This is a genomic window from Nonomuraea sp. LPB2021202275-12-8, assembly GCF_037044575.1.
Taxonomy (GTDB): domain Bacteria; phylum Actinomycetota; class Actinomycetes; order Streptosporangiales; family Streptosporangiaceae; genus Nonomuraea.
Genome location: NZ_JBAHWD010000009.1, coordinates 13,931 through 31,271 on the forward strand (window position 1 = coordinate 13,931; position 17,341 = coordinate 31,271).

Consider the following 17,341-nt stretch of genomic DNA (forward strand, 5'->3'; position numbering starts at 1 on the left):
CCTCTGTGGATTGCCGCCTGCGCACGTGGGGCGGACACCACGTTGCTAAACTCAAGTTTAGCAACGGTGGATTGCCGCCTGCGCGGCCTGCTACGACTCCGGCCAGGACTCCCGCGGCGCGACGAATGTCCCGCGGCCCTGGATCACCACCACGTAGCCCTCTTCGGCCAGTGCCCGGACGGCGCGGCGTACGGTGCCTCGCGCCACCCCGTGCTCCTGCTGTAGATGTGCCTCGCTGGGCAGCACTTGGCGCGGCTCGTAGTCGCCGGCCTTGATCTGCTCGCGCAGGATGGCGGCAAGCTGCGACCACAGCGGTTCCGGGTTGAGCTGGTCAACACTCACGTACTTAACGTTACGGACGGCCTATTTGACCTGCGCATACGGTCCGTATTAGACAGGCTGTACGAGCTGTACGTGTTAGACGTATCGTCTGCCCATGACCCTCCGCCCCCTGCCAGAGATCCCGGAGTGCGACGTCCGCCGTGATGAGTCCGGCGCCATCGTGCTCACCCACAGGCGCAGCGGCCAGACAGCCGTCGTCGAGCAGGGCGCCGATATCCACGTGGCAGCGGCGATCCTGCGGCTTGCCGCCGCCTACCGCACGGGCGACCCGGCATGAGTGGCGGCTTCATCCCGGCCTGGTCGGATCGGGAGGGCAGGGTGTGGCTCGACACCGGCAGGGTCAGCCCGACGTCAAAAGAGCCGATCATCGAACTGTTGAACGGCGAGGCTTCCGGCGCGCTCGGCTGGGTGAACCGAGAGTTCGGACCGTTGGAGAACCTGAGCGTCCACAGCATGAAGCAGGCTCGCCGCACCGGCCCTGCCACCTAAGACAGCCCGGCTCCCGCTTTCGGCAGAGTTCCTCAAAGCCCTGTATCGATCGCGGGAGCCGGGCGTTCAACCCCGGCCCCTAGCGCGGACACCGGGGAGTGTGGCCCCGCCCCGCCTTGGAGGGTCAGGGCGGGGCCAACCTTTCCGTACCGCCGCTACCCAGCCGTAGGGCCCTGGCCATCCTGAGACCCCAGCCACGCCCGGCGAGCCTCACGGAACCGCCTGAACGCCCGCAACCACGCCCCGTCCAGGAACACCCACGACGGATCGGCAGGATCATCCTTCCAGTCCTCCAACCGGAACCGCTCCACCCGCGCAGGTGGCACACCCGCCGGCCGCGCAGGAACACGCCGCCTCACGAACGCCTCCCCAAGATGCGCCCGGCAGCGTCGACGCCGATCGTGGGATGCCCCTCAACCCCCGCCGCGATCCGCTCCAGCCGGGCAACTTCCTCGCTCGCGAGCATGCCCCGCGCCGCGAGCACGCCACCGGCCAGCTTCGGCAGCGAATCCATCATCGCCACGCTCTGATACGGCATCAGAGCGTGCCACTCCTGCGGGGTACGGGTCAGAAACCGCCCCTCCGAGCTCCCTCTACGCCTCATGACACAACTCCTCTGATGCCATACACGCCTCGCACGCCCACGCGCCTCTGAGGCCGCCTGGCGCCCTTCTGCGCGTCGTCCTCCTCGCCCGCAGGCAACCGCAGAGCAGCCGCAAGCCGAGCAAGCGCGATCTTCTGCTGGCGAGCCTCTACCGCGGCCGGATGGACGCGCTGTTGCAGGCCTGGACCGGTCACCATGAGCCCGTCAGCGTGAACCGCCTCGTCCAGCTCGTCGAGCAGGTCAACCGTGCGCACCATCTCCCGCAACAGCGCCAGCTCGTGCTCCTCCAGGTCGTACTCAGCGAGCACCGACGCCCACAGACGCCGGCCGGACTCGCGAGTACCCGCAGGAGGCTCCACCGCAACGGATTCGGACATTCAGGTACACCTCGTTTGTTTCAGGCCTCGCACAGAAAGAGCCGCCTGTCTGGGGGTCACGGGAGCTTCGTGGCTAAAAAATTGTTGGATGCGTCGGGCGCAGGCTGGGTCTGCGGTTCCCTCCCATTGGGAGACCTCTCCTGCCTTGGGTTGGCTGGGCTGCCTGAAGGTCAGCTCAGTTCGCCGTTTGACGCCCGACGCGTCCCGCTCATGGGGGCCTAGAAAACAGGTGGGATAAGGCCGTTTCCGCCGATCAAGCTAAGGCTCTTGGGGTATCGCTCGCTTTGCAAAGCGACGTACTCATACACCCGCAGGAGTATCGATAGGTTCGCGGCGAGAGGTTCGCGGAAGGCTTCGGCTCGCGGTGCGGACTCGTACAGGATCACGTCTTCGGTGCGGGCAACGATGATGCGGTCTTCGTTGGTGCCGGTGCCGAGAGTGACGGGGATGTTCGGGTCGACGAAGACGGGAAGCCCCTGCATGCTGCCGACGAACCCTTCGGCGGCCACCCCGCCCACGGCGGCGATGACGTTCTGCGGGGCGTTCGCGGCGGGTACTGCGAGCGGCCTGGTCTGGGTGTCGACGGCCGACAGGATCCATGCCCAGCGCCGCGGGTGCATGAAGATCGCGTCAGGCGGCAGGTAGCGGGTGGTGCTGATCTGCTGGATGGCGTCGGCCAGCTTGGGATACAGCTCGCCCACGGTGGCGGACGCGTCGGTGTAGGTGATCGCGTTGGCGCCGGTCACGTTGAGCAGTCCGCGCTTGCCTGCGGCGTTGTTGTTGATAACGAACGTGTCGACCTTCACCGCGAGATCGGCGAGCAGGTCACGCAGCAGCTCTTCGTCCATGTTGATCGGCGACTGCTCGACGAGCTGGACGGACACGACCTGCTGACCGGCGATCGTGGCCACGTTCGCAGTGACGCCGTTCGTGGTGGCGTCGGTGTTCTGCACGGCGGTGTTCTGCGTCGCCTGCTCGGCCACGGCGGTGCCGGTGGCGAGCCGCGGCAGGGTGATGGCGTCGGTACCGGCCGGCAGCGGCGCGTTACGGACGCGGTTGGCCACGACGCGGCCCGGCCTGGCCAGCCGAACGAACTCCTGCACCATGTACAGGGGTGGCACGAAGTCTCCACCGGCACCGTCCGTGGTGCTGAGCGCGCGGGTCTCCATCGCTACTTCGCGGTTGTTGCGGCGCAGCCGGTCCGCGGCGTCAGGGTCGGACCGCAGCGACAGGTTCACCATGTCGCGCACCCACGACGGGCTCTGAGGGTCGTGCCGGCGGTAGGTCGGCTCGTTGGAGGAGACGCTGAGCATGCCTCGCTCGCGCTGCTCGCCGGCCTGGCCGTACTTGGCGGCCAGCTCAGCAGTACGACGTTCCCGAGCGCCGTAGAAGGTGGCAGCAGCTCGCAGCTTGTCGACCTGCTCTTTGTGGGCGTCGAAGCGGCGCTTCTCGCTGGCTGTCAGCGTGTCGCGCTGCTCCTGCTTGACGGTTTCGAGGACGCCGTTGAGCATGCCCCGGTGGGCTTCGGCGAGCTGCTCACAGTGGCGAGCCAGCCATTCCCCGCCACCGCCCTCGGACGGCTCCCCGTGCTCCTGGACGATCTCTTCGTAGGTGGTGATGTGCGCCATGAAAGGCTCCCGAACTGTGGACGCATCAGTGCGGCCTCATACGAAGGCGGCGACTGAGCGCAGACGACAAGGGGACGCGGCTGCCAGTGGCGGGTCAGAGACGGTGCTCGGAGAGCGTGACCGTCGACCTCTGCGACTGGCAGGACAGGGTCCCGAGGGCTGCGAAGAGGTCACCGCGAGGCGTCCCTGTCGTTCTGCCAGTCACAATCATGCCACTTCGGGCCGACAAGGTCACTTCAAGGAGTCTGCGGCCTCGGCGCCGAGCCACTGCATGACCGTGGCGAGGTCCTGGCCCGTGAGCTCAGCGACCAGTGCGGCCAGCTTGAGCGCGAGCCACGACACCGGCAGCACGAGCTGTACGGGCGCCTCGGGGAAGTGGTCACGGCCGATGCCGGCCACCAGTCGACCGAACTCGACGTTGTCGAGCTGTCCGGCGTGGAGCTGGTGCGCCGCGGCGATGACTGCCACACCTGCGCGAAGTTGGTCGGCCAGCTCGGCGTCACTGCGGCCGGGCGTCTCGGGGTTCTGCTCGGACATGGGAGCACTCCTTGCGTGTCGATGGGGGTTAGAACTGCGTGACGTCGTGGTTGATCAGTACGCCGATGTACTGGCCTTCCTCGTCCGGGGTGATGCCCTCTTGGATGTGGACTCGGAGGCTGACCTTGACTCGGTCGGCCATGACGTCGTCGACGAGGTCGGCCAGGCGCCGGATGGCCCAGGTGATGGCGCGGGCGTCGGTACCGGTGGTGGGGCGGGTGAACACGTCGAGCAGGAGGGCTTCGTGGACGAGGTCGAGGCCTTTGATGATCTGCTGTAGGCCGCGGGCGTGCCGGTCTGCGCAGCGCGGGCAGGTCCATTGGTCGCCGTCGACGAACGCTGCGTAGGCGCGGATCTCGTACGTCTCTCGACAGGTTGAGCACTCGCCGTCTGCGGGGCCGTTGAACAGGGTGAGTTCTACGCGCGGCGGCGTGGTCATGAGGTCTCCTTGGTCTTGTGGCGGTTGGCGCGCTTACGGCAGGTGGGCGAGCAGTACTTGGCATCGGCCCGTGCGGTCTTGGGGATGGACTTCCGGCAGTCCGCGCACTTCCGCCGTACGGGCTTCACCGGAGCTTTGGAGACAGGGTCAGGCGGTAGGGTGCCGGACACCTGGAGCTGATCCGGGTGGACATCGGCGGTATTCGCGGTAACCCCGGTAACGGCGGTAACTTCGCTGGTCAGGACCGTTACCGCAGTTTGCTCGGTTACCGCAACTGCGGTAACCGGAGCCTGGGGCGCATCCTCGGTTACCGATGTTGCGGTAACCGGCGAGCCAGCGGTAACCGGCTCACCAGCAGAGTTACCGGGGTTACCGGGGTTACCGAGAATGTCGGGCTGTGAGGGCAGGTACCGGTTCCAGGCGTCCCCAAGACCGACGCTCACACCCTCTTTGTCGGCGTGCCCGGCCACCATGTAGCCCTTGACCGCCTTGTCCGAGGGGTCCTTGTACGTCTTGCGCAGAACCTCGTAGCCGCGCAGTTCCGCGGCGAGCCTGCGGGCATCGATCGCCTTGCCGTACAAATTGCCCCAAGGCGCCTCTTCCATGGCGACCAGACCGGAGAGGATCTCTTCCGTACGCAGCCGCTCGTGATGAGCAGTGATCTTCCCGTCCTTGTCCCGGACCGTGAACACCTCGCGCAGATCGGCCAGCAGCCGAACGCCGAGCGAGAGCGGCCGGCGACTCGGGTCGAGTACGAAGAACTTGCACGCCTCGCGGACACGGTCCGGCCATTCCCCGCCTGCCGCGTCAGCGATGGCGTGGAGAGGCTTCCAGACCTCCGCAGGACGGTCCACCACGCCCGAGGGCATATCCGGTCGGGCCTTACCGAGGTCTGCCGCGAGAGGCTCCATCCATGCGGCCAGATCGGCGGAGATGGGCTTGGCCTCCTCTTCGGCGTCCTCCTCATAGAACGGCTCGACATGCTCCCCCGCGGCCCGCTTGCGCATGTGGAGTGTGATCGCTCGCGTCGTGATCGTGGCGGGCATGCCGCCCGCGATACCTGCCAGCGCCACAGGTGCGAACACCTTGAACCGCTGGACCCTCATCTTGGACGCGTCGCCGACACAGCGCGGGATGGTGGCACCACGCTTGTAGCCGGCATTGAGCAGGCCGCGGAGATCCTCGAAGTTGCCCGCGTTCTTGACGTTGAAGATCGTGTCTGTCTCGTCGAACAGGAGCGTCATCGGGCCGTCGAACAGCATGCGAAACAGGGCGGCCGTGGTGGGAGAAAGGATCATCTCGGGCTTGTGGACCAAGAGGTTCAACACCTCTAGCACCCGCGTCTTGCCGCTCTCAGGCTCAGCCGAGCTGCAGATTAGGCGAGGCGTGGTGTAGAACATCTCGGCGGCATACGTGTGAGCCGCCCACAGCGTGACAGTGGGCAGGCAGTGCTCGTTCGGCAGGCAGAGGTACTGATTCGCAAACTTCTCCACCCGGCCGAGGATCTCGGAGCCGTCGACCGGCACGGATGACGTGGGCTCGGAGTCATCACCCGGGTCGCCGACAAGTTGCAGCGTCACGCGCTCCTCCTGGTGGCTCTGCGGAACGCGTCGGCCACCGTGCGGGCGGCCTGTCGCTCGTCGAAGTGGCGGTCAAAGTCCATGTCGCGGTACAGGGCGTGAAGCTCTGCCTCGCTGGCGCCGTTCTCCACAGCCCGGCACGCGGCCCAGAACAGAGCTGCGTTCCTGCCTGGCCGCCGCTTGCCCGCGAGGTACACGGCCAGATGGTCGATACCCGTGCCGTTGCTGGCGCGCTTGAGAGTGGCCTGGACGGGCTTGGGCGGGTCGAGGAACTCCCGCACCGAAGACCAGCTGAGTTGGTTCCGCGCGTGGGGACGCTCTGAGATGAGCCTGTACGGCTTGCCGTCGACCACGCTCGGCGGGACGACCACATAGCCGCCCGTGCTCTTGAAGTCGATGAAGTGCTGGACGAGGCTCGCGCACGCCTGGTCGGTTCCGGCGTAACCGGCGTGCAGACCCCCCGATGGCGTCTGCACGACCATGAACGGTTCGGGAAGCAAGCCTTCGGCCTTGAGCCGGTTGAACGCTGGCCATCCTGCGCCCTTCGGCTTCACGTCCACGTCGAGCACATCGAAGGTGGCCAGGCCGGTAGGCACTGCGAGGTTCGCGTTCGGGCAGGTCGTCAGCCACCGCGAGACCAACTCAATGTCGGTAGTGGCGTCGTACAGGCCGTGTCCGATCTGGCCGCACGCTCCCTTGCAGGTCTCCCGTAGGGGGTCACCCTCAGCATGTACGGACTTGAACAGGGGGCGCTTTCCGTTCGGGATGATCGGGAACACCGGCCATCCCCGCTCCACGTAGGCCAGTGCGGCGGCCAGCATGGTCGAGGTCATCAGGCGACCCGCTTTCGCTTGATCGCGCGCGGCGGGTGTAAGGCGAGCTCGTAGCGCTGGCCGCACCGCGCCTTGCGAGTGACGAGCACGGGCGCCGGCCACTTAAGCCGGTGCGAGTGCCAGAATCCGCAGGCCGGGCAAGCGTCGTCAGTGACGATCAGGGCGAACACCATGCCGTACGCGGGGGTGTAGACCGTCGCAGACAGCACGATGGGGAGCTGTCGCGAAGCGTGGCGCCTGTCGTTGCTGCGCTGTACCGTGGTCGCGTTGGTGGCGTCGCTGAACGCTGATCTTGTGGGCGGGTCCTCCGGGCTGGGAGGGTCCGCCCTTCTGTTGTCCGGAGCCATCAGGCGGCGCCGATCTTCTCCGCAGCCTCGCGCTGCTGCTCCCAACGGCGCAGCTCGGACTCCCGGTAGAGCACCTTCGTACCGATCTTCACGCCGCGCGGGCCGATGCCCGCATGCCGCCAGTAGCGAACCGTTCCAGGCGACGTCCGGTAGCGGTCCGCCACTTCAGCCGTCGTCCGATAGGGGTCTTGTGTCTCCATGACACTAACCTCCCGTTGATAGTTAGGCACAGACACACACAATCAGACAGTGTTGCCTTCTGTCAACGCGGGCATCTACTGTGTGCCAGTGACACAAACTGATTGGCAGGCCCGCCTGACCAAGGCCATCGCCGCAGAAATTCAGCACTATCGGAACCAGCGAGGGATGAGCGCCCAGGATCTTTCGAACGCCTGCGCGGCACTGGGTCTGACCTTGTCTCGCTCTGCGATCGCGAACCTAGAGAGCGGACGTCGGCCGACGATGAGCGTCGCTGAGTTGGTCGTCGTTGCGAAAGCTCTGAAAGTGCCGGCGATCCTGCTGCTGTTTCCTGTGGGACGCCAGAAAGACCTGGAGATCCTTCCAGGCCTCGAAGTTGACGCGTGGGAATCCTTGAAGTGGTTCACAGGCGAACAGGCATTCACTGAGCAGGATCCGAGCACGCTCGGATGGGTCGTCGAGCAGACCGACCAAGAGACATGGCGAACTAGCACTGCCCCTCTGGACAGCTACCGACTTCACGAGGAGTGCGTAATCGATCTCAAGAACACCCTGCGGCGCGCGCAATTCCAGCGCAAGGTAGCGCGCGAAGCAGCCAACTCCGAGGATCGAGATGCCGGCCTGGAGCGAGCGGAGCAAGATGAGGCTCGGTCGCGAACGCTGGAGAAGCAGCTGTCGCACATTCGCACTGAGATGCGCCGGCTGGACATCACTCCCCCGAGACTCGAAAGCTCGCTCGCCTTTATCGATGAGCCTGCGACCTGAACGGAAGTGAGGCTTGGCGGTGGCGCACATCCAAGACAGGTGGATGCGAAAGTCCCGTGACGCTGCCGGGAAGGTCATCCTTGACGACGAGGGCAAGCCGGTCATGGAGAAAGACCCTGAGCGGTTCGGCAAGGGTGCCCGGTGGCGGGTGCGGTATATGGATCCCGATGGCCAGGAGCGCAACCGGTCGTTCGCCAAGAAGGTGCAGGCCGACCGGTTCAAAGTCGATGTCGAGGCCGACGTGCAACGCGGCACGTACATCGATCCCGATGCCGGGAAGGTGACCTTCCGGAAGATCGCCGAGGAGGTGATCGAGAACCGCACGCTGAACCCGAGCACCCGCGCCAAGATGCGCCAGCGGCTCACCAAGCACGTCTATCCGTTAATCGGGTCGCAGGAGATCGGCCTGCTCTCTCAGCGCCCCAGCATCATCCAGAGCCTTGTGAAGCAGTTGTCGAGAGACCTCTCGCCCACCACGCTTACCGTGATCATGGCGCACGTCCAGCTGGTGTTCTCCGTCGCCATCAGCGACAAGCTGATCGTCCAGAATCCGGTTATCACCAAGACCGTGGTGTTGCCGTCTGTGATGAAGAAGAAGCTCGTACCCTGGACGGCCGATCAGGTGTTCGACGTGGCGGACGCACTGCCGGCGCGCTATCAGGCCATGGTGGAGGTAGGAACGGGCGTCGGGTTACGGCAAGGCGAGATCTTCGCGTTCAGTCCTGATGACATCGACTGGCTTCCCGGCGTGGCGCACATTCAGCGCCAGGTGAAGATCCTGAGCAACAAGCTGGTCTTCGCTCCACCCAAGGGGGGCAAGCCGCGGGACGTGCCCTTGCCCGAGAGCGTGAAGATCGCTCTCGCTGAGCACATGCGCGCGGTCGAGCCGGTCACGGTGACGCTGCCATGGGTGGACGTGGATGGGCCGCCGCACACTGCACAGCTGTTCTTCACCAACGTCAACGGCCGGGCGATCCATCAGGCCACTTTCCTACCAGTGTGGCGGCGAGCACTGGTTCAGGCCGGTATCGTGCCGCCGCTGCTGAGCGGCGAAAAGCGAGGGTACGCCTACCGCGAGCACGGCATGCACATGCTGCGGCACTACTTCGCGAGCGTGCTGCTGACCGAGGGGGAGAGTCCTAAGGCCGTGGCTGACTGGTTGGGGCACGGCGACGGCGGGGCCCTGCTACTTCGGACGTACGCACACCTGATGCCGAAGTCGGAGCAGCGTATGCGGAAGATCATCGACGCTGCGCTAAGACGGCCTACCGCACAAGATCGCTTCTCGGCTGACGGCCCAGAGACGGCCCGAGGGGTGATCGAATGAGCATTTATCCAGCTCTTTGCCCATGCCGCTGGGGTAGTGACTGTTGACCATCGCCGACCTGACCCGCTCGCGGGCCTCGCTCAGTGCCGTGTCGGGAAGGCCGATGAGGTGGATGCACGCCAAGCCGTTGCCCACGTCGGCTTCCACCTCGACGGGGCGGCCCGCGACTCCGACCAGGGCGACGCTGCGGGTGCGCGCGACTGCCACCTAGATCGCCCCCCGCACGTGACGCAGGGAGTAGTCGCCTGCGAAGCGCTCAAGGGCGATCACGTCGATCCTGACCGTGGCGAAGGCGCGGGGCTGGCCTGCCAGCCATTTGGCGGCCAGGGTCCTCAGGCGTGCCAGTTTGGCCGGTCGTACGGACTCGAGTGCGGTGCCGTGGGATCCGCTCGAACGGGTCTTCACCTCGACGACCACGAGGCTGGGGCCGTCTTCGGCGATGATGTCGATCTCTCCGTAGCGGCAGCGCCAGTTGCGCTCGATGATTGTCATGCCCTCGGCTTGCAGGTAGTCAGCGGCGAGTTGCTCGCCGTGCCTGCCGAGTTCGTTCTTCGCGGCCATGTGCCACCTCCGGCACTGACCTTCGCTTACTCAGGGTGGTCGGCCGGCTGCCGAGCGCGGTTCTGGGGATAGCGGCGGGCGGGCGGCTCGAGGTTGTGGATAACTGCGCCAAACGCTGCGCCCAGCCCGCATCGCCACTGCCGCGCCTCCCCCGCCGGTGGACGCTCCCCGCGTGCAGACACGTGCGGTCAGGTCCACGCGCCATGCGGCACAGACACGTGCACACCAGCGCGGACCTACATACCGGTGCGGGACAGACACGCGGGAGCGCACCAACACGGAGGACGCCCCACAGACGTTACGTCGCGGGGCCCGATCTCCGTCCCGGTTACCCCGAGAAGCCCTCCTTCGGCATCTCCAGGTCGGCCTTGGCCAGCTCTTCGACGTTGACATCCTTGAACGTGACGACGCGGACGTTCTTCACAAACCGCGCAGGCCTGTACATATCCCAAACCCAGGCGTCCTGCATCTTCACGTCGAAGAACACATCACCGTTCTCGGCGGTGCGCACGTCGAGGTCGACGGAGTTCGTCAGGTAGAAGCGCCGCTCCGTCTCCACTACGTAGGTGAACAAACCGACGACATCGCGGTATTCGCGGTAAAGCTGCAGCTCCATCTCGGTTTCGTATTTTTCGAGATCCTCTGCGCTCATCGCGGTCCTCCTGTCGTACCGGTCCCCCGGTGTGCCTGCTCAGGCAACCCCGGCCCCCATTTCATTCTCGCCCATCTCCCTGGCCACCGTGACGAAGGAGTAACGGTGGTGCGCGCACGGGCCGTGCGTCTCCAGTGCCAGGCGGTGCTGTGGCGTGACATAACCCTTGTGGTCGGCGAAACCGTACAGAGGAAAGTCGCCGTCCAGTGCGACCATCAGCCGATCCCTCGTCACCTTGGCCACGATCGACGCGGCCGCCATGCAGGCGGCCACCTGGTCCCCCTTCCACACTGCGAGCGACGGCGCCGGAAGGCCCGGCACCGGAAAGCCATCTGTGAGGATGTACCCAGGGTCACACGACAACTGCGCGACGGCCCGCCGCATTCCTGACAGGTTGCATTTGTGCAGCCCCCTGGCGTCGATCTCCGTGGGCGGGATGATGACGACGCCGACGTGGGCGGTGGCGATGATCTGCTCGTGCAGGCGCTCGCGCACCACCGGGGAGAGCAGCTTGGAGTCTGCCAGCCCGTCGATCTGCTTGCGCAGGATGACGGCGGCGACGACCAGCGGGCCCGCGCAGGCCCCGCGACCGGCCTCGTCGACCCCGGCGATGGGGGTGAGGCCGCGCCGGGCCAGCGCCCGCTCGTAGGCGTAAAGTCCGGAATCGCGCCGGACGACGCTCGGTCGAGGGCGGAACGCAACTGTCATGACACAGGAAGCGTACGCCCCAATCGCCGCAAACCGCGACCGCAAGCGCGCTCTACTTGACCTTGGCGAAGCTCTCGGGCTTGGTGAAGATCATGCCCCGCGACAGCGGCCAGTAGCGCACCACTGCCGTGCCGACGACCGCGTCCACCCCGATGAACCCCTTGCCCGGCTCCTCCATGTGGCTTCGGGCGTCGGCCGAGGCGCTGCGGTGGTCTCCCATCAGCCAGAGTTTGCCCGCCGGCACCGTGACGTCGAACTTGTCGCCTGAGGGGAAGTCCTCGGGGAACAGGTAGGAGGACTCTTCGAGCGGCTTGCCGTTGATCGTGATGCGCTTCTTGGAGTCGCAGCAGACGACCTTGTCGCCGCCGACGCCGATGACCCGCTTGATGGTGTCCTCGCCGTTCCAGCCCTTGAACACCACGATGTCGCCCCGCTCGGGCGCGCCCGCGAGCTTGTTGACGAAGACCCGGTCGTTGACCTGGAGGGTGTTCTCCATCGACTCGGAGGGGATGTAGAAGGATCCGACCACGAACGCCTGCAGCAGCAGCGCGATCCCCACGCCCATCACCAGCAGGACGATCGTCTCCCGGAAACCGCCCTTTTTCTTCTTCTCCACACCCTCCGCCTTCTTGGTGACGGCCATCAACGCCTTGCCCCGATCCAGCGTCGCCGGACCAGAACCAGAGGAGCCGCCAGCGCGAACCCCGCGACCAGCGGGACCGACCCGCCGAGCGCCTGGAGCGCGGGCTGCGCGAAGGTGTCGGGGATGGGGATCGACGAAGCTCGCGAGAACGGCCAGACGATCACGAACGCCCGTCCGATGACCTGACTTTCGGGAATGGATCCGCCCCCAGGGTCGCCCGTGTGGGCGCGGGAGTCCAGCGAGACCTGACGGTGGTCGCCCATGACCCACAGGCGCCCCGGCGGCACCTTGATGTCGAAGGGCTCTCTGGAGGGCAGGTTGCCCGGGTAGAGGTAGGTGGTCTCGTCGATCGCCACCCCGTTGACGGTGATGCGCTGACGCGAGTCGCAGCACTTGACGTGGTCGCCGCCGACGCCGATGACCCGCTTGATGTAGTCCTTCTCGCCGGGGACCACGCCGAACGCGGTGCCGACCCAGCGGAAGAAGCCCGCGACGGGGTTGGAGGGCTCTTCGAGCTCGAACTCGCCGTCCCAGGAGTCGACGCCGGAGAAGACGACCACGTCACCGCGCTCGATGTCACGCGTGTGGTAGACCAGCTTGTTCACCAGCACCCGGTCGTTCTTCAGGAGAGTGTTCTCCATCGACTCGGACGGGATGTAGAAGGCCTGGATCACGAACGTCTTGATGATCAGCGCCAGTGCCAGCGCCACGACGACCAGGACGGGGAGTTCTTTCCAGAACGACCCCTTCTTCTCTTTCTTCCCGTCTGCTGCCGGCTTCTGAGTCTCTTCGGCGACCACGTCCACCTCGTCCTCGACAGGGCGGCGCGGCGCGCCGGGCTCCTGGCTCTCGCTAGTCATTGCTGACGAGCCTAGATGATGTACAGGCCCGACAAGCCTCGACCGACGCTACACCGAGCACGAGTCGCTCCACATAAAGGGAAGGCCCCCGCAAAAGCCAGATGGCCCGCACGCCAGGCGGGCCATCTGGAAGAACGAGCTGCGTTTACTTGGCGGGCGTGGCGTCACGCTTCTCGCGGATGCGAGCAGCCTTGCCGCGCAGGTCACGCATGTAGTAGAGCTTGGCGCGGCGCACGTCGCCACGGGTCACGAGCACGATCTTCTCGATGACCGGGCTGTGCACCGGGAAGGTGCGCTCGACGCCGACGCTGTAGCTGACCTTGCGGACCGTGAAGGTCTCGCGGGCGCCGCTGCCCTGGCGGCGCAGCACGAACCCCTTGAAGACCTGGACGCGGGAGCGGTTGCCTTCGACCACTCGGACGTGAACCTCGAGCGTGTCGCCGGGCCGGAAGTCCGGCACGTCGGTGCGCAGGGTCGACTTCTCGAGCTCCTGGATCTTCGTGTTCATGAGAGCTTTTCCTCAAGTCTCGCGAGCACGCGGAGGTCCACCCGGCTTGAGCTCGCGGCGGACGCGCCTGCTGATTTGATGGACCCGGAACCATTTCCCGGGCATGGCTGACCAACCACATGACGGTTGGCAACGCTTCAGTGTGCCACATCTTCCGGCGGGAGGCGAAACGCGAGCTCCTCCAGCAGCCGCCGGTCGTGTTTGTCGAGCGTGCCGGGGTCGAGCGCCGCCGCCAGCTCGGGCCTGTTGCTCACGGTACGGCGAAGCGCCTGGTCACGCCGCCACCTGGCGACCTTCCCGTGATGTCCGGACAGCAGCACGGCAGGCACCTCGTGCCCCCGCCAGACCGGCGGCTTGGTGTAGACGGGGCCTTCGAGGAGGTTGCGCATGGCGCCGGGGGCGAAGGAGTCGTCGACGGCCGAGTGCGCGTTGCCGAGGACGCCAGGCAGCAGCCTGCCGATGGCCTCTGCCATCACCAGCACCGCCACCTCGCCGCCGGCCAGCACGTAGTCGCCGATGCTCACCTCGTCGACCCGCAGCCGTGAGCCGTACTCGGCCATGACCCGGGAGTCGATGCCCTCGTAGCGGCCGCAGGCGAACAGCAGCCAGGGCTCGGTCGCCAGCTCCTGGGCGAGCTCCTGGGTGAACGGCCGGCCGCTGGGCGTCGGGACGATCAGCCGGGGGGCGCCGTCGCCGATCACCGCGTCGATGGCCTCGCCCCACACCTCGGGCTTCATCACCATGCCGGGGCCGCCGCCGTAGGGCGTGTCGTCGACGGTCCTGTGCACGTCGTGCGCCCAGTCACGCAGCTGGTGCACCCGCACGTCGAGGGTGCCCCGCTCGCGCGCCTTGCCGATCAGCGAGACGTCGAGCGGCGCGAAGTATTCAGGGAAGATCGAGATGATGTCGAGCCGCACCGCGCTCACAGCAGCCCTTCGGGTGGTGCGACCACGAGCCTGCCGCCGGCCAGATCCACCTCCGGCACCAGCGCCTTGACGAACGGAATGAGCGCGTCGTCCTGGCCGCCGCGCCGCACGACGAGGAGGTCCTGGCCATGGTGGAGCACGTCGGTGACCTCGCCGACGGATTCGCCCTCGACGGTCACCACCTTGAGCCCGATGAGCTGGTGGTCGTGGAACTCGTCGGGGTCGTCGGAGGGCTCCACCTCGGCGGAGTCGATCACCAGCATCGTGCCGCGCAGCTGGTCGGCGGCGTCGCGGCCGGCGACGCCGGCGAGGGTGAGCAGCAGCATGCCCTTGTGCCAGCGGCGGCCCTCGATGACGATCGGCCCCCTTTCGGCGGGGTCCGTGGCGATCGACGCGCCGACGGGGAGGCGCAGATCGGGATCGTCGGTGCGCACCTCCACGGTCACCTCGCCGCGCACACCGTGCGGGCGGCCTATCCGGCCGACGACCAACTGCACGTGAACCTACCCTCTCTAACGCAAGCGCCCCCATCGGGATGAACCGATGAGGGCGCGCGAACCTGACGCTAACGGACTGCTTCGTCCAGGTCGAGCAGATCGACCCGTACGTACTTCCCGTCGGCCAGGGCATTCACGACTGTGCGCAGCGCCTTGGCGGTGCGCCCGCCGCGTCCGATGACCTTGCCCAGGTCCTCGGGGTGCACCCGGACCTCCAGGACGCGCCCGCTGCGAATGCGGCGAGCACGGACCCGGACATCGTCTGGATGTTCGACGATGCCTCTAACGAGGTGCTCGAGAGCCTCCTCGAGCACGTCAGGCCTCGCCCTCGGCCTGGGTCTCGGCGGGGGCGGCCTCAGCCTCGTCCTTCTTCTTGGCCTTCTTCGGCGTCGTAGCCGCAGTGCCGGTGTCGCCACCGGACAGCGTCTCCTTGGCCGCGGCCTCGTAGAGGGCGTGACGGTCGGGCGCGGGCTCGGCGACCTTCATCGGCTCAGGGGCGGGCTCGCCCTTGAACTTCTGCCAGTCACCGGTGAGCTTGAGCAGCTTGAGCACCGGCTCGGTCGGCTGCGCGCCGACACCCAGCCAGTAAGCGGCGCGCTCGCCGTCGATCTCGATGCGCGACGGGTCCTGCTTCGGGTGGTACAGGCCGATCTCTTCGATCGCCCGGCCGTCACGCTTGGTGCGGCTGTCGGCGACGACGATGCGGTACTGAGCGTTGCGGATCATGCCGAGCCGCTTGAGCTTGATCTTGACTGCCACGGGTGTGGTCTCTCCTGCATTCGAGCGCGGGTGAGCGGGCTCCTCATCGAGTGGGGCACGATGCGGGTCCGCTCCAGGGACAGGCGCGGCCGGCGGGAGGTGAGAGGGCACCCGCCTGGTCACGATGTTCCAACATGCAATTGTGCCAGACGTACGGCACTGCCTTCGACTTCATGCCAGGCCGGGAGCAGAAGTTTACTTCTGGCCGGGCAGCCTCAGCTTGGACGGGTCGAAACCGGGCGGCAGCTCCATGCCGGGAGGCAGCTTGCCGCCGAGGTTGCCCAGCACGCCGCCCTGCTTGGGCTCGGCGGGCGCCTCCGTCGGCTGCTTGCCGAGTGCCGCCTTGCGCGGGTCGCCGCTCACGCGGCGTCCCTTCTTGGTCTTCTTCTGCCCCTTGGCGGCCTTGCCCCTGCCACCGGGCATGCCGGGGATGCCCATGCCGCCCGCCATCCGCTTCATCATCTTCTGGGCCTCGTAGAAGCGGGTGATGAGGTTGCTGACCGCGGTGACCGTGACGCCCGAGCCGTTGGCGATGCGGGCGCGCCGGGAACCATTGATGATCTTCGGGTCCTGGCGCTCCCCCGGCGTCATCGAGCGGATGATGGCGGCGATGCGGTCGAGGTCGCGGTCGTCGATGGAGTCGAGCTGGTCGCGCATCTGCCCCATGCCGGGCATCATGCCGAGCAGGTTCTTGATCGGTCCCATCTTCTGGACCATCATCATCTGCTCGAGGAAGTCCTCGAGCGTGAAGTTCTCGCCCGAGGTGAGCTTGCCCGCCATCTTGGCGGTCTGCTCCTCGTCGAACGTCTTCTGGGCCTGCTCGATCAGGGTGAGGATGTCACCCATGTCGAGGATGCGGGAGGCCATCCGGTCCGGGTGGAAGGCGTCGAAGTCCTCGACCTTCTCACCGGTGGAGGCGAACATGATCGGCCGGCCGGTGATGTGCCTGACCGACAGGGCCGCGCCGCCGCGGGCGTCGCCGTCGAGCTTGGTGAGGACGACGCCGTCGAAGCCGACGCCGTCCATGAACGCCTGGGCCGTGGTGACGGCGTCCTGGCCGATCATGGCGTCGACCACGAACAGGACCTCGTCGGGCTGGACCGCGTCGCGGATGTCGGCGGCCTGCCGCATCATCTCCTGGTCGATGCCGAGGCGGCCGGCGGTGTCGATGATGACGATGTCGTACTGCTGGCGCTTGGCCTCGTCGATCGACTGGCGGGCGACCGCGACCGGGTCGCCGACGCCGTTGCCGGGCTCGGGGGCGTAGACGGCGACCTGCGCGCGCTCGCCCACGACCTGGAGCTGCTGGACCGCGTTGGGCCGCTGCAGGTCGGCGGCGACGAGCATCGGCACGTGGCCCTGCTCGCGCAGCCACCTGGCGAGCTTGCCCGCCAGCGTGGTCTTGCCGGCGCCCTGGAGGCCGGCGAGCATGACGACGGTCGGCGGCGTCTTGGCATAGCGGAGCCTGCGGGTCTCGCCACCGAGAATCTCGATCAGCTCGTCGTTGACGATCTTGACGACCTGCTGCGCCGGATTGAGCGCTTGGGAGACCTCGGAGCCGCGGGCGCGCTCCTTCACCTGGGCGACGAATGCCTTGACCACCGGCAGCGCGACGTCGGCCTCGAGCAGCGCGATGCGGATCTCGCGGCAGGTGGCGTCGATGTCGGCGTCGGACAGCCGCCCCTTGGATCGGAGGGAGGAGAAGACCGATGTCAGCCGGTCGGAAAGCGTCTCGAACACGTGGTAGGCCAGTCCTCGAAG

At 66.7% G+C, this 17,341-nt stretch carries 26 protein-coding genes; 4 read left to right on the top strand and 22 right to left on the bottom strand.

Going from position 1 to position 17,341, the window contains the following annotated elements:
* Positions 1 to 90: 90 nt before the first annotated feature.
* Positions 91 to 342: a GntR family transcriptional regulator gene (locus tag V5E28_RS18695; protein WP_336208219.1), complete on the bottom strand. Its 252-nt coding sequence runs from the start codon at positions 340 to 342 to the stop codon at positions 91 to 93.
* Between the two features lie 94 nt (positions 343 to 436).
* Here V5E28_RS18695 and V5E28_RS18700 point away from each other — a divergent pair, with 94 nt between their 5' ends.
* The gene (locus V5E28_RS18700) at positions 437 to 619 is read left to right on the top strand and encodes a hypothetical protein (RefSeq protein ID WP_336208220.1); all 183 of its coding nucleotides are present in this window, start codon (positions 437 to 439) and stop codon (positions 617 to 619) included.
* A 41-nt stretch (positions 620 to 660) separates the two neighbouring features.
* Positions 661 to 831, top strand: coding sequence for a hypothetical protein (locus tag V5E28_RS18705; protein ID WP_336208221.1), 171 nt, complete (start codon positions 661 to 663; stop codon positions 829 to 831).
* Between the two features lie 355 nt (positions 832 to 1,186).
* Here V5E28_RS18705 and V5E28_RS18710 read toward each other — a convergent pair whose 3' ends face one another.
* The 9 genes from V5E28_RS18710 to V5E28_RS18750 form a co-directional block, all read right to left on the bottom strand.
* Entirely contained in the window at positions 1,187 to 1,435 is a 249-nt protein-coding gene (locus V5E28_RS18710; RefSeq protein WP_336208222.1) for a hypothetical protein, read from the bottom strand.
* On the bottom strand, positions 1,432 to 1,812 hold the full coding sequence (locus V5E28_RS18715) for a hypothetical protein (RefSeq protein ID WP_336208223.1): 381 nt from the start codon (positions 1,810 to 1,812) through the stop codon (positions 1,432 to 1,434). The genes V5E28_RS18710 and V5E28_RS18715 overlap by 4 nt, the downstream gene beginning before the upstream one ends.
* Positions 1,813 to 2,030: 218 nt before the next feature.
* The gene (locus V5E28_RS18720) at positions 2,031 to 3,440 is read right to left on the bottom strand and encodes a phage major capsid protein (RefSeq protein WP_336208224.1); all 1,410 of its coding nucleotides are present in this window, start codon (positions 3,438 to 3,440) and stop codon (positions 2,031 to 2,033) included.
* A 231-nt stretch (positions 3,441 to 3,671) separates the two neighbouring features.
* Complete coding sequence (locus tag V5E28_RS18725) at positions 3,672 to 3,977, bottom strand: hypothetical protein (RefSeq protein WP_336208225.1); 306 nt, start codon at positions 3,975 to 3,977, stop codon at positions 3,672 to 3,674.
* A 28-nt stretch (positions 3,978 to 4,005) separates the two neighbouring features.
* Complete coding sequence (locus tag V5E28_RS18730) at positions 4,006 to 4,416, bottom strand: hypothetical protein (RefSeq protein WP_336208226.1); 411 nt, start codon at positions 4,414 to 4,416, stop codon at positions 4,006 to 4,008.
* Complete coding sequence (locus V5E28_RS18735; RefSeq protein ID WP_336208227.1) at positions 4,413 to 5,996, bottom strand: DUF3631 domain-containing protein; 1,584 nt, start codon at positions 5,994 to 5,996, stop codon at positions 4,413 to 4,415. The genes V5E28_RS18730 and V5E28_RS18735 overlap by 4 nt, the downstream gene beginning before the upstream one ends.
* Positions 5,993 to 6,817, bottom strand: coding sequence for a bifunctional DNA primase/polymerase (locus V5E28_RS18740; RefSeq protein ID WP_336208228.1), 825 nt, complete (start codon positions 6,815 to 6,817; stop codon positions 5,993 to 5,995). The genes V5E28_RS18735 and V5E28_RS18740 overlap by 4 nt, the downstream gene beginning before the upstream one ends.
* Before the next feature lie 11 nt (positions 6,818 to 6,828).
* Positions 6,829 to 7,038: a hypothetical protein gene (locus V5E28_RS18745; RefSeq protein WP_336208229.1), complete on the bottom strand. Its 210-nt coding sequence runs from the start codon at positions 7,036 to 7,038 to the stop codon at positions 6,829 to 6,831.
* Between the two features lie 137 nt (positions 7,039 to 7,175).
* Entirely contained in the window at positions 7,176 to 7,376 is a 201-nt protein-coding gene (locus V5E28_RS18750; protein ID WP_336208230.1) for a helix-turn-helix transcriptional regulator, read from the bottom strand.
* A 49-nt stretch (positions 7,377 to 7,425) separates the two neighbouring features.
* On the opposite strand from V5E28_RS18750, the gene V5E28_RS18755 reads away from it, so the two are divergent.
* Both V5E28_RS18755 and V5E28_RS18760 read left to right on the top strand, forming a co-directional pair.
* A complete protein-coding gene (locus V5E28_RS18755; protein ID WP_336208231.1) occupies positions 7,426 to 8,139 on the top strand; it encodes a helix-turn-helix domain-containing protein in 714 nt (237 codons plus the stop codon).
* A gap of 19 nt (positions 8,140 to 8,158) precedes the next feature.
* Positions 8,159 to 9,466 carry a tyrosine-type recombinase/integrase gene (locus V5E28_RS18760; RefSeq protein WP_336208461.1) on the top strand — a complete coding sequence of 436 codons (1,308 nt, stop codon included), beginning with the start codon at positions 8,159 to 8,161 and terminating at the stop codon, positions 9,464 to 9,466.
* Here V5E28_RS18760 and V5E28_RS18765 read toward each other — a convergent pair.
* From V5E28_RS18765 to ffh, 12 genes are all read right to left on the bottom strand, one after another.
* On the bottom strand, positions 9,395 to 9,673 hold the full coding sequence (locus V5E28_RS18765) for a magnesium chelatase domain-containing protein (RefSeq protein ID WP_336208232.1): 279 nt from the start codon (positions 9,671 to 9,673) through the stop codon (positions 9,395 to 9,397). The two genes, V5E28_RS18760 and V5E28_RS18765, sit on opposite strands and share 72 nt — an antisense overlap.
* Positions 9,674 to 10,027: a YraN family protein gene (locus V5E28_RS18770; RefSeq protein WP_336208233.1), complete on the bottom strand. Its 354-nt coding sequence runs from the start codon at positions 10,025 to 10,027 to the stop codon at positions 9,674 to 9,676. It lies immediately after the preceding gene.
* Positions 10,028 to 10,355: 328 nt separating this feature from the next.
* Complete coding sequence (locus tag V5E28_RS18775) at positions 10,356 to 10,679, bottom strand: DUF2469 domain-containing protein (RefSeq protein WP_026215037.1); 324 nt, start codon at positions 10,677 to 10,679, stop codon at positions 10,356 to 10,358.
* Between the two features lie 39 nt (positions 10,680 to 10,718).
* Positions 10,719 to 11,387 carry a ribonuclease HII gene (locus V5E28_RS18780; RefSeq protein WP_336208234.1) on the bottom strand — a complete coding sequence of 223 codons (669 nt, stop codon included), beginning with the start codon at positions 11,385 to 11,387 and terminating at the stop codon, positions 10,719 to 10,721.
* A gap of 52 nt (positions 11,388 to 11,439) precedes the next feature.
* Positions 11,440 to 12,003 carry a signal peptidase I gene (gene lepB, locus V5E28_RS18785; RefSeq protein ID WP_336208235.1) on the bottom strand — a complete coding sequence of 188 codons (564 nt, stop codon included), beginning with the start codon at positions 12,001 to 12,003 and terminating at the stop codon, positions 11,440 to 11,442.
* A 26-nt stretch (positions 12,004 to 12,029) separates the two neighbouring features.
* Positions 12,030 to 12,890, bottom strand: a complete 861-nt coding sequence (lepB, locus tag V5E28_RS18790; protein WP_336208236.1) for a signal peptidase I — start codon at positions 12,888 to 12,890, stop codon at positions 12,030 to 12,032.
* A gap of 145 nt (positions 12,891 to 13,035) precedes the next feature.
* Positions 13,036 to 13,398 (bottom strand): 50S ribosomal protein L19, encoded by a 363-nt coding sequence (gene rplS, locus V5E28_RS18795; RefSeq protein ID WP_336208237.1) that lies wholly within the window; start codon positions 13,396 to 13,398, stop codon positions 13,036 to 13,038.
* Positions 13,399 to 13,535: 137 nt separating this feature from the next.
* Positions 13,536 to 14,315, bottom strand: a complete 780-nt coding sequence (trmD, locus tag V5E28_RS18800) for a tRNA (guanosine(37)-N1)-methyltransferase TrmD (protein WP_336208462.1) — start codon at positions 14,313 to 14,315, stop codon at positions 13,536 to 13,538.
* 5 nt (positions 14,316 to 14,320) lie between these two features.
* Positions 14,321 to 14,821 (bottom strand): ribosome maturation factor RimM, encoded by a 501-nt coding sequence (rimM, locus tag V5E28_RS18805; RefSeq protein ID WP_336208238.1) that lies wholly within the window; start codon positions 14,819 to 14,821, stop codon positions 14,321 to 14,323.
* A 68-nt stretch (positions 14,822 to 14,889) separates the two neighbouring features.
* Entirely contained in the window at positions 14,890 to 15,135 is a 246-nt protein-coding gene (locus tag V5E28_RS18810; RefSeq protein WP_336208239.1) for an RNA-binding protein, read from the bottom strand.
* Between the two features lies 1 nt (position 15,136).
* Positions 15,137 to 15,580, bottom strand: coding sequence for a 30S ribosomal protein S16 (gene rpsP / locus V5E28_RS18815; protein ID WP_336208240.1), 444 nt, complete (start codon positions 15,578 to 15,580; stop codon positions 15,137 to 15,139).
* Positions 15,581 to 15,775: 195 nt separating this feature from the next.
* On the bottom strand, positions 15,776 to 17,320 hold the full coding sequence (gene ffh, locus V5E28_RS18820; RefSeq protein WP_336208241.1) for a signal recognition particle protein: 1,545 nt from the start codon (positions 17,318 to 17,320) through the stop codon (positions 15,776 to 15,778).
* Between the last annotated feature and the right edge of the window lie 21 nt (positions 17,321 to 17,341).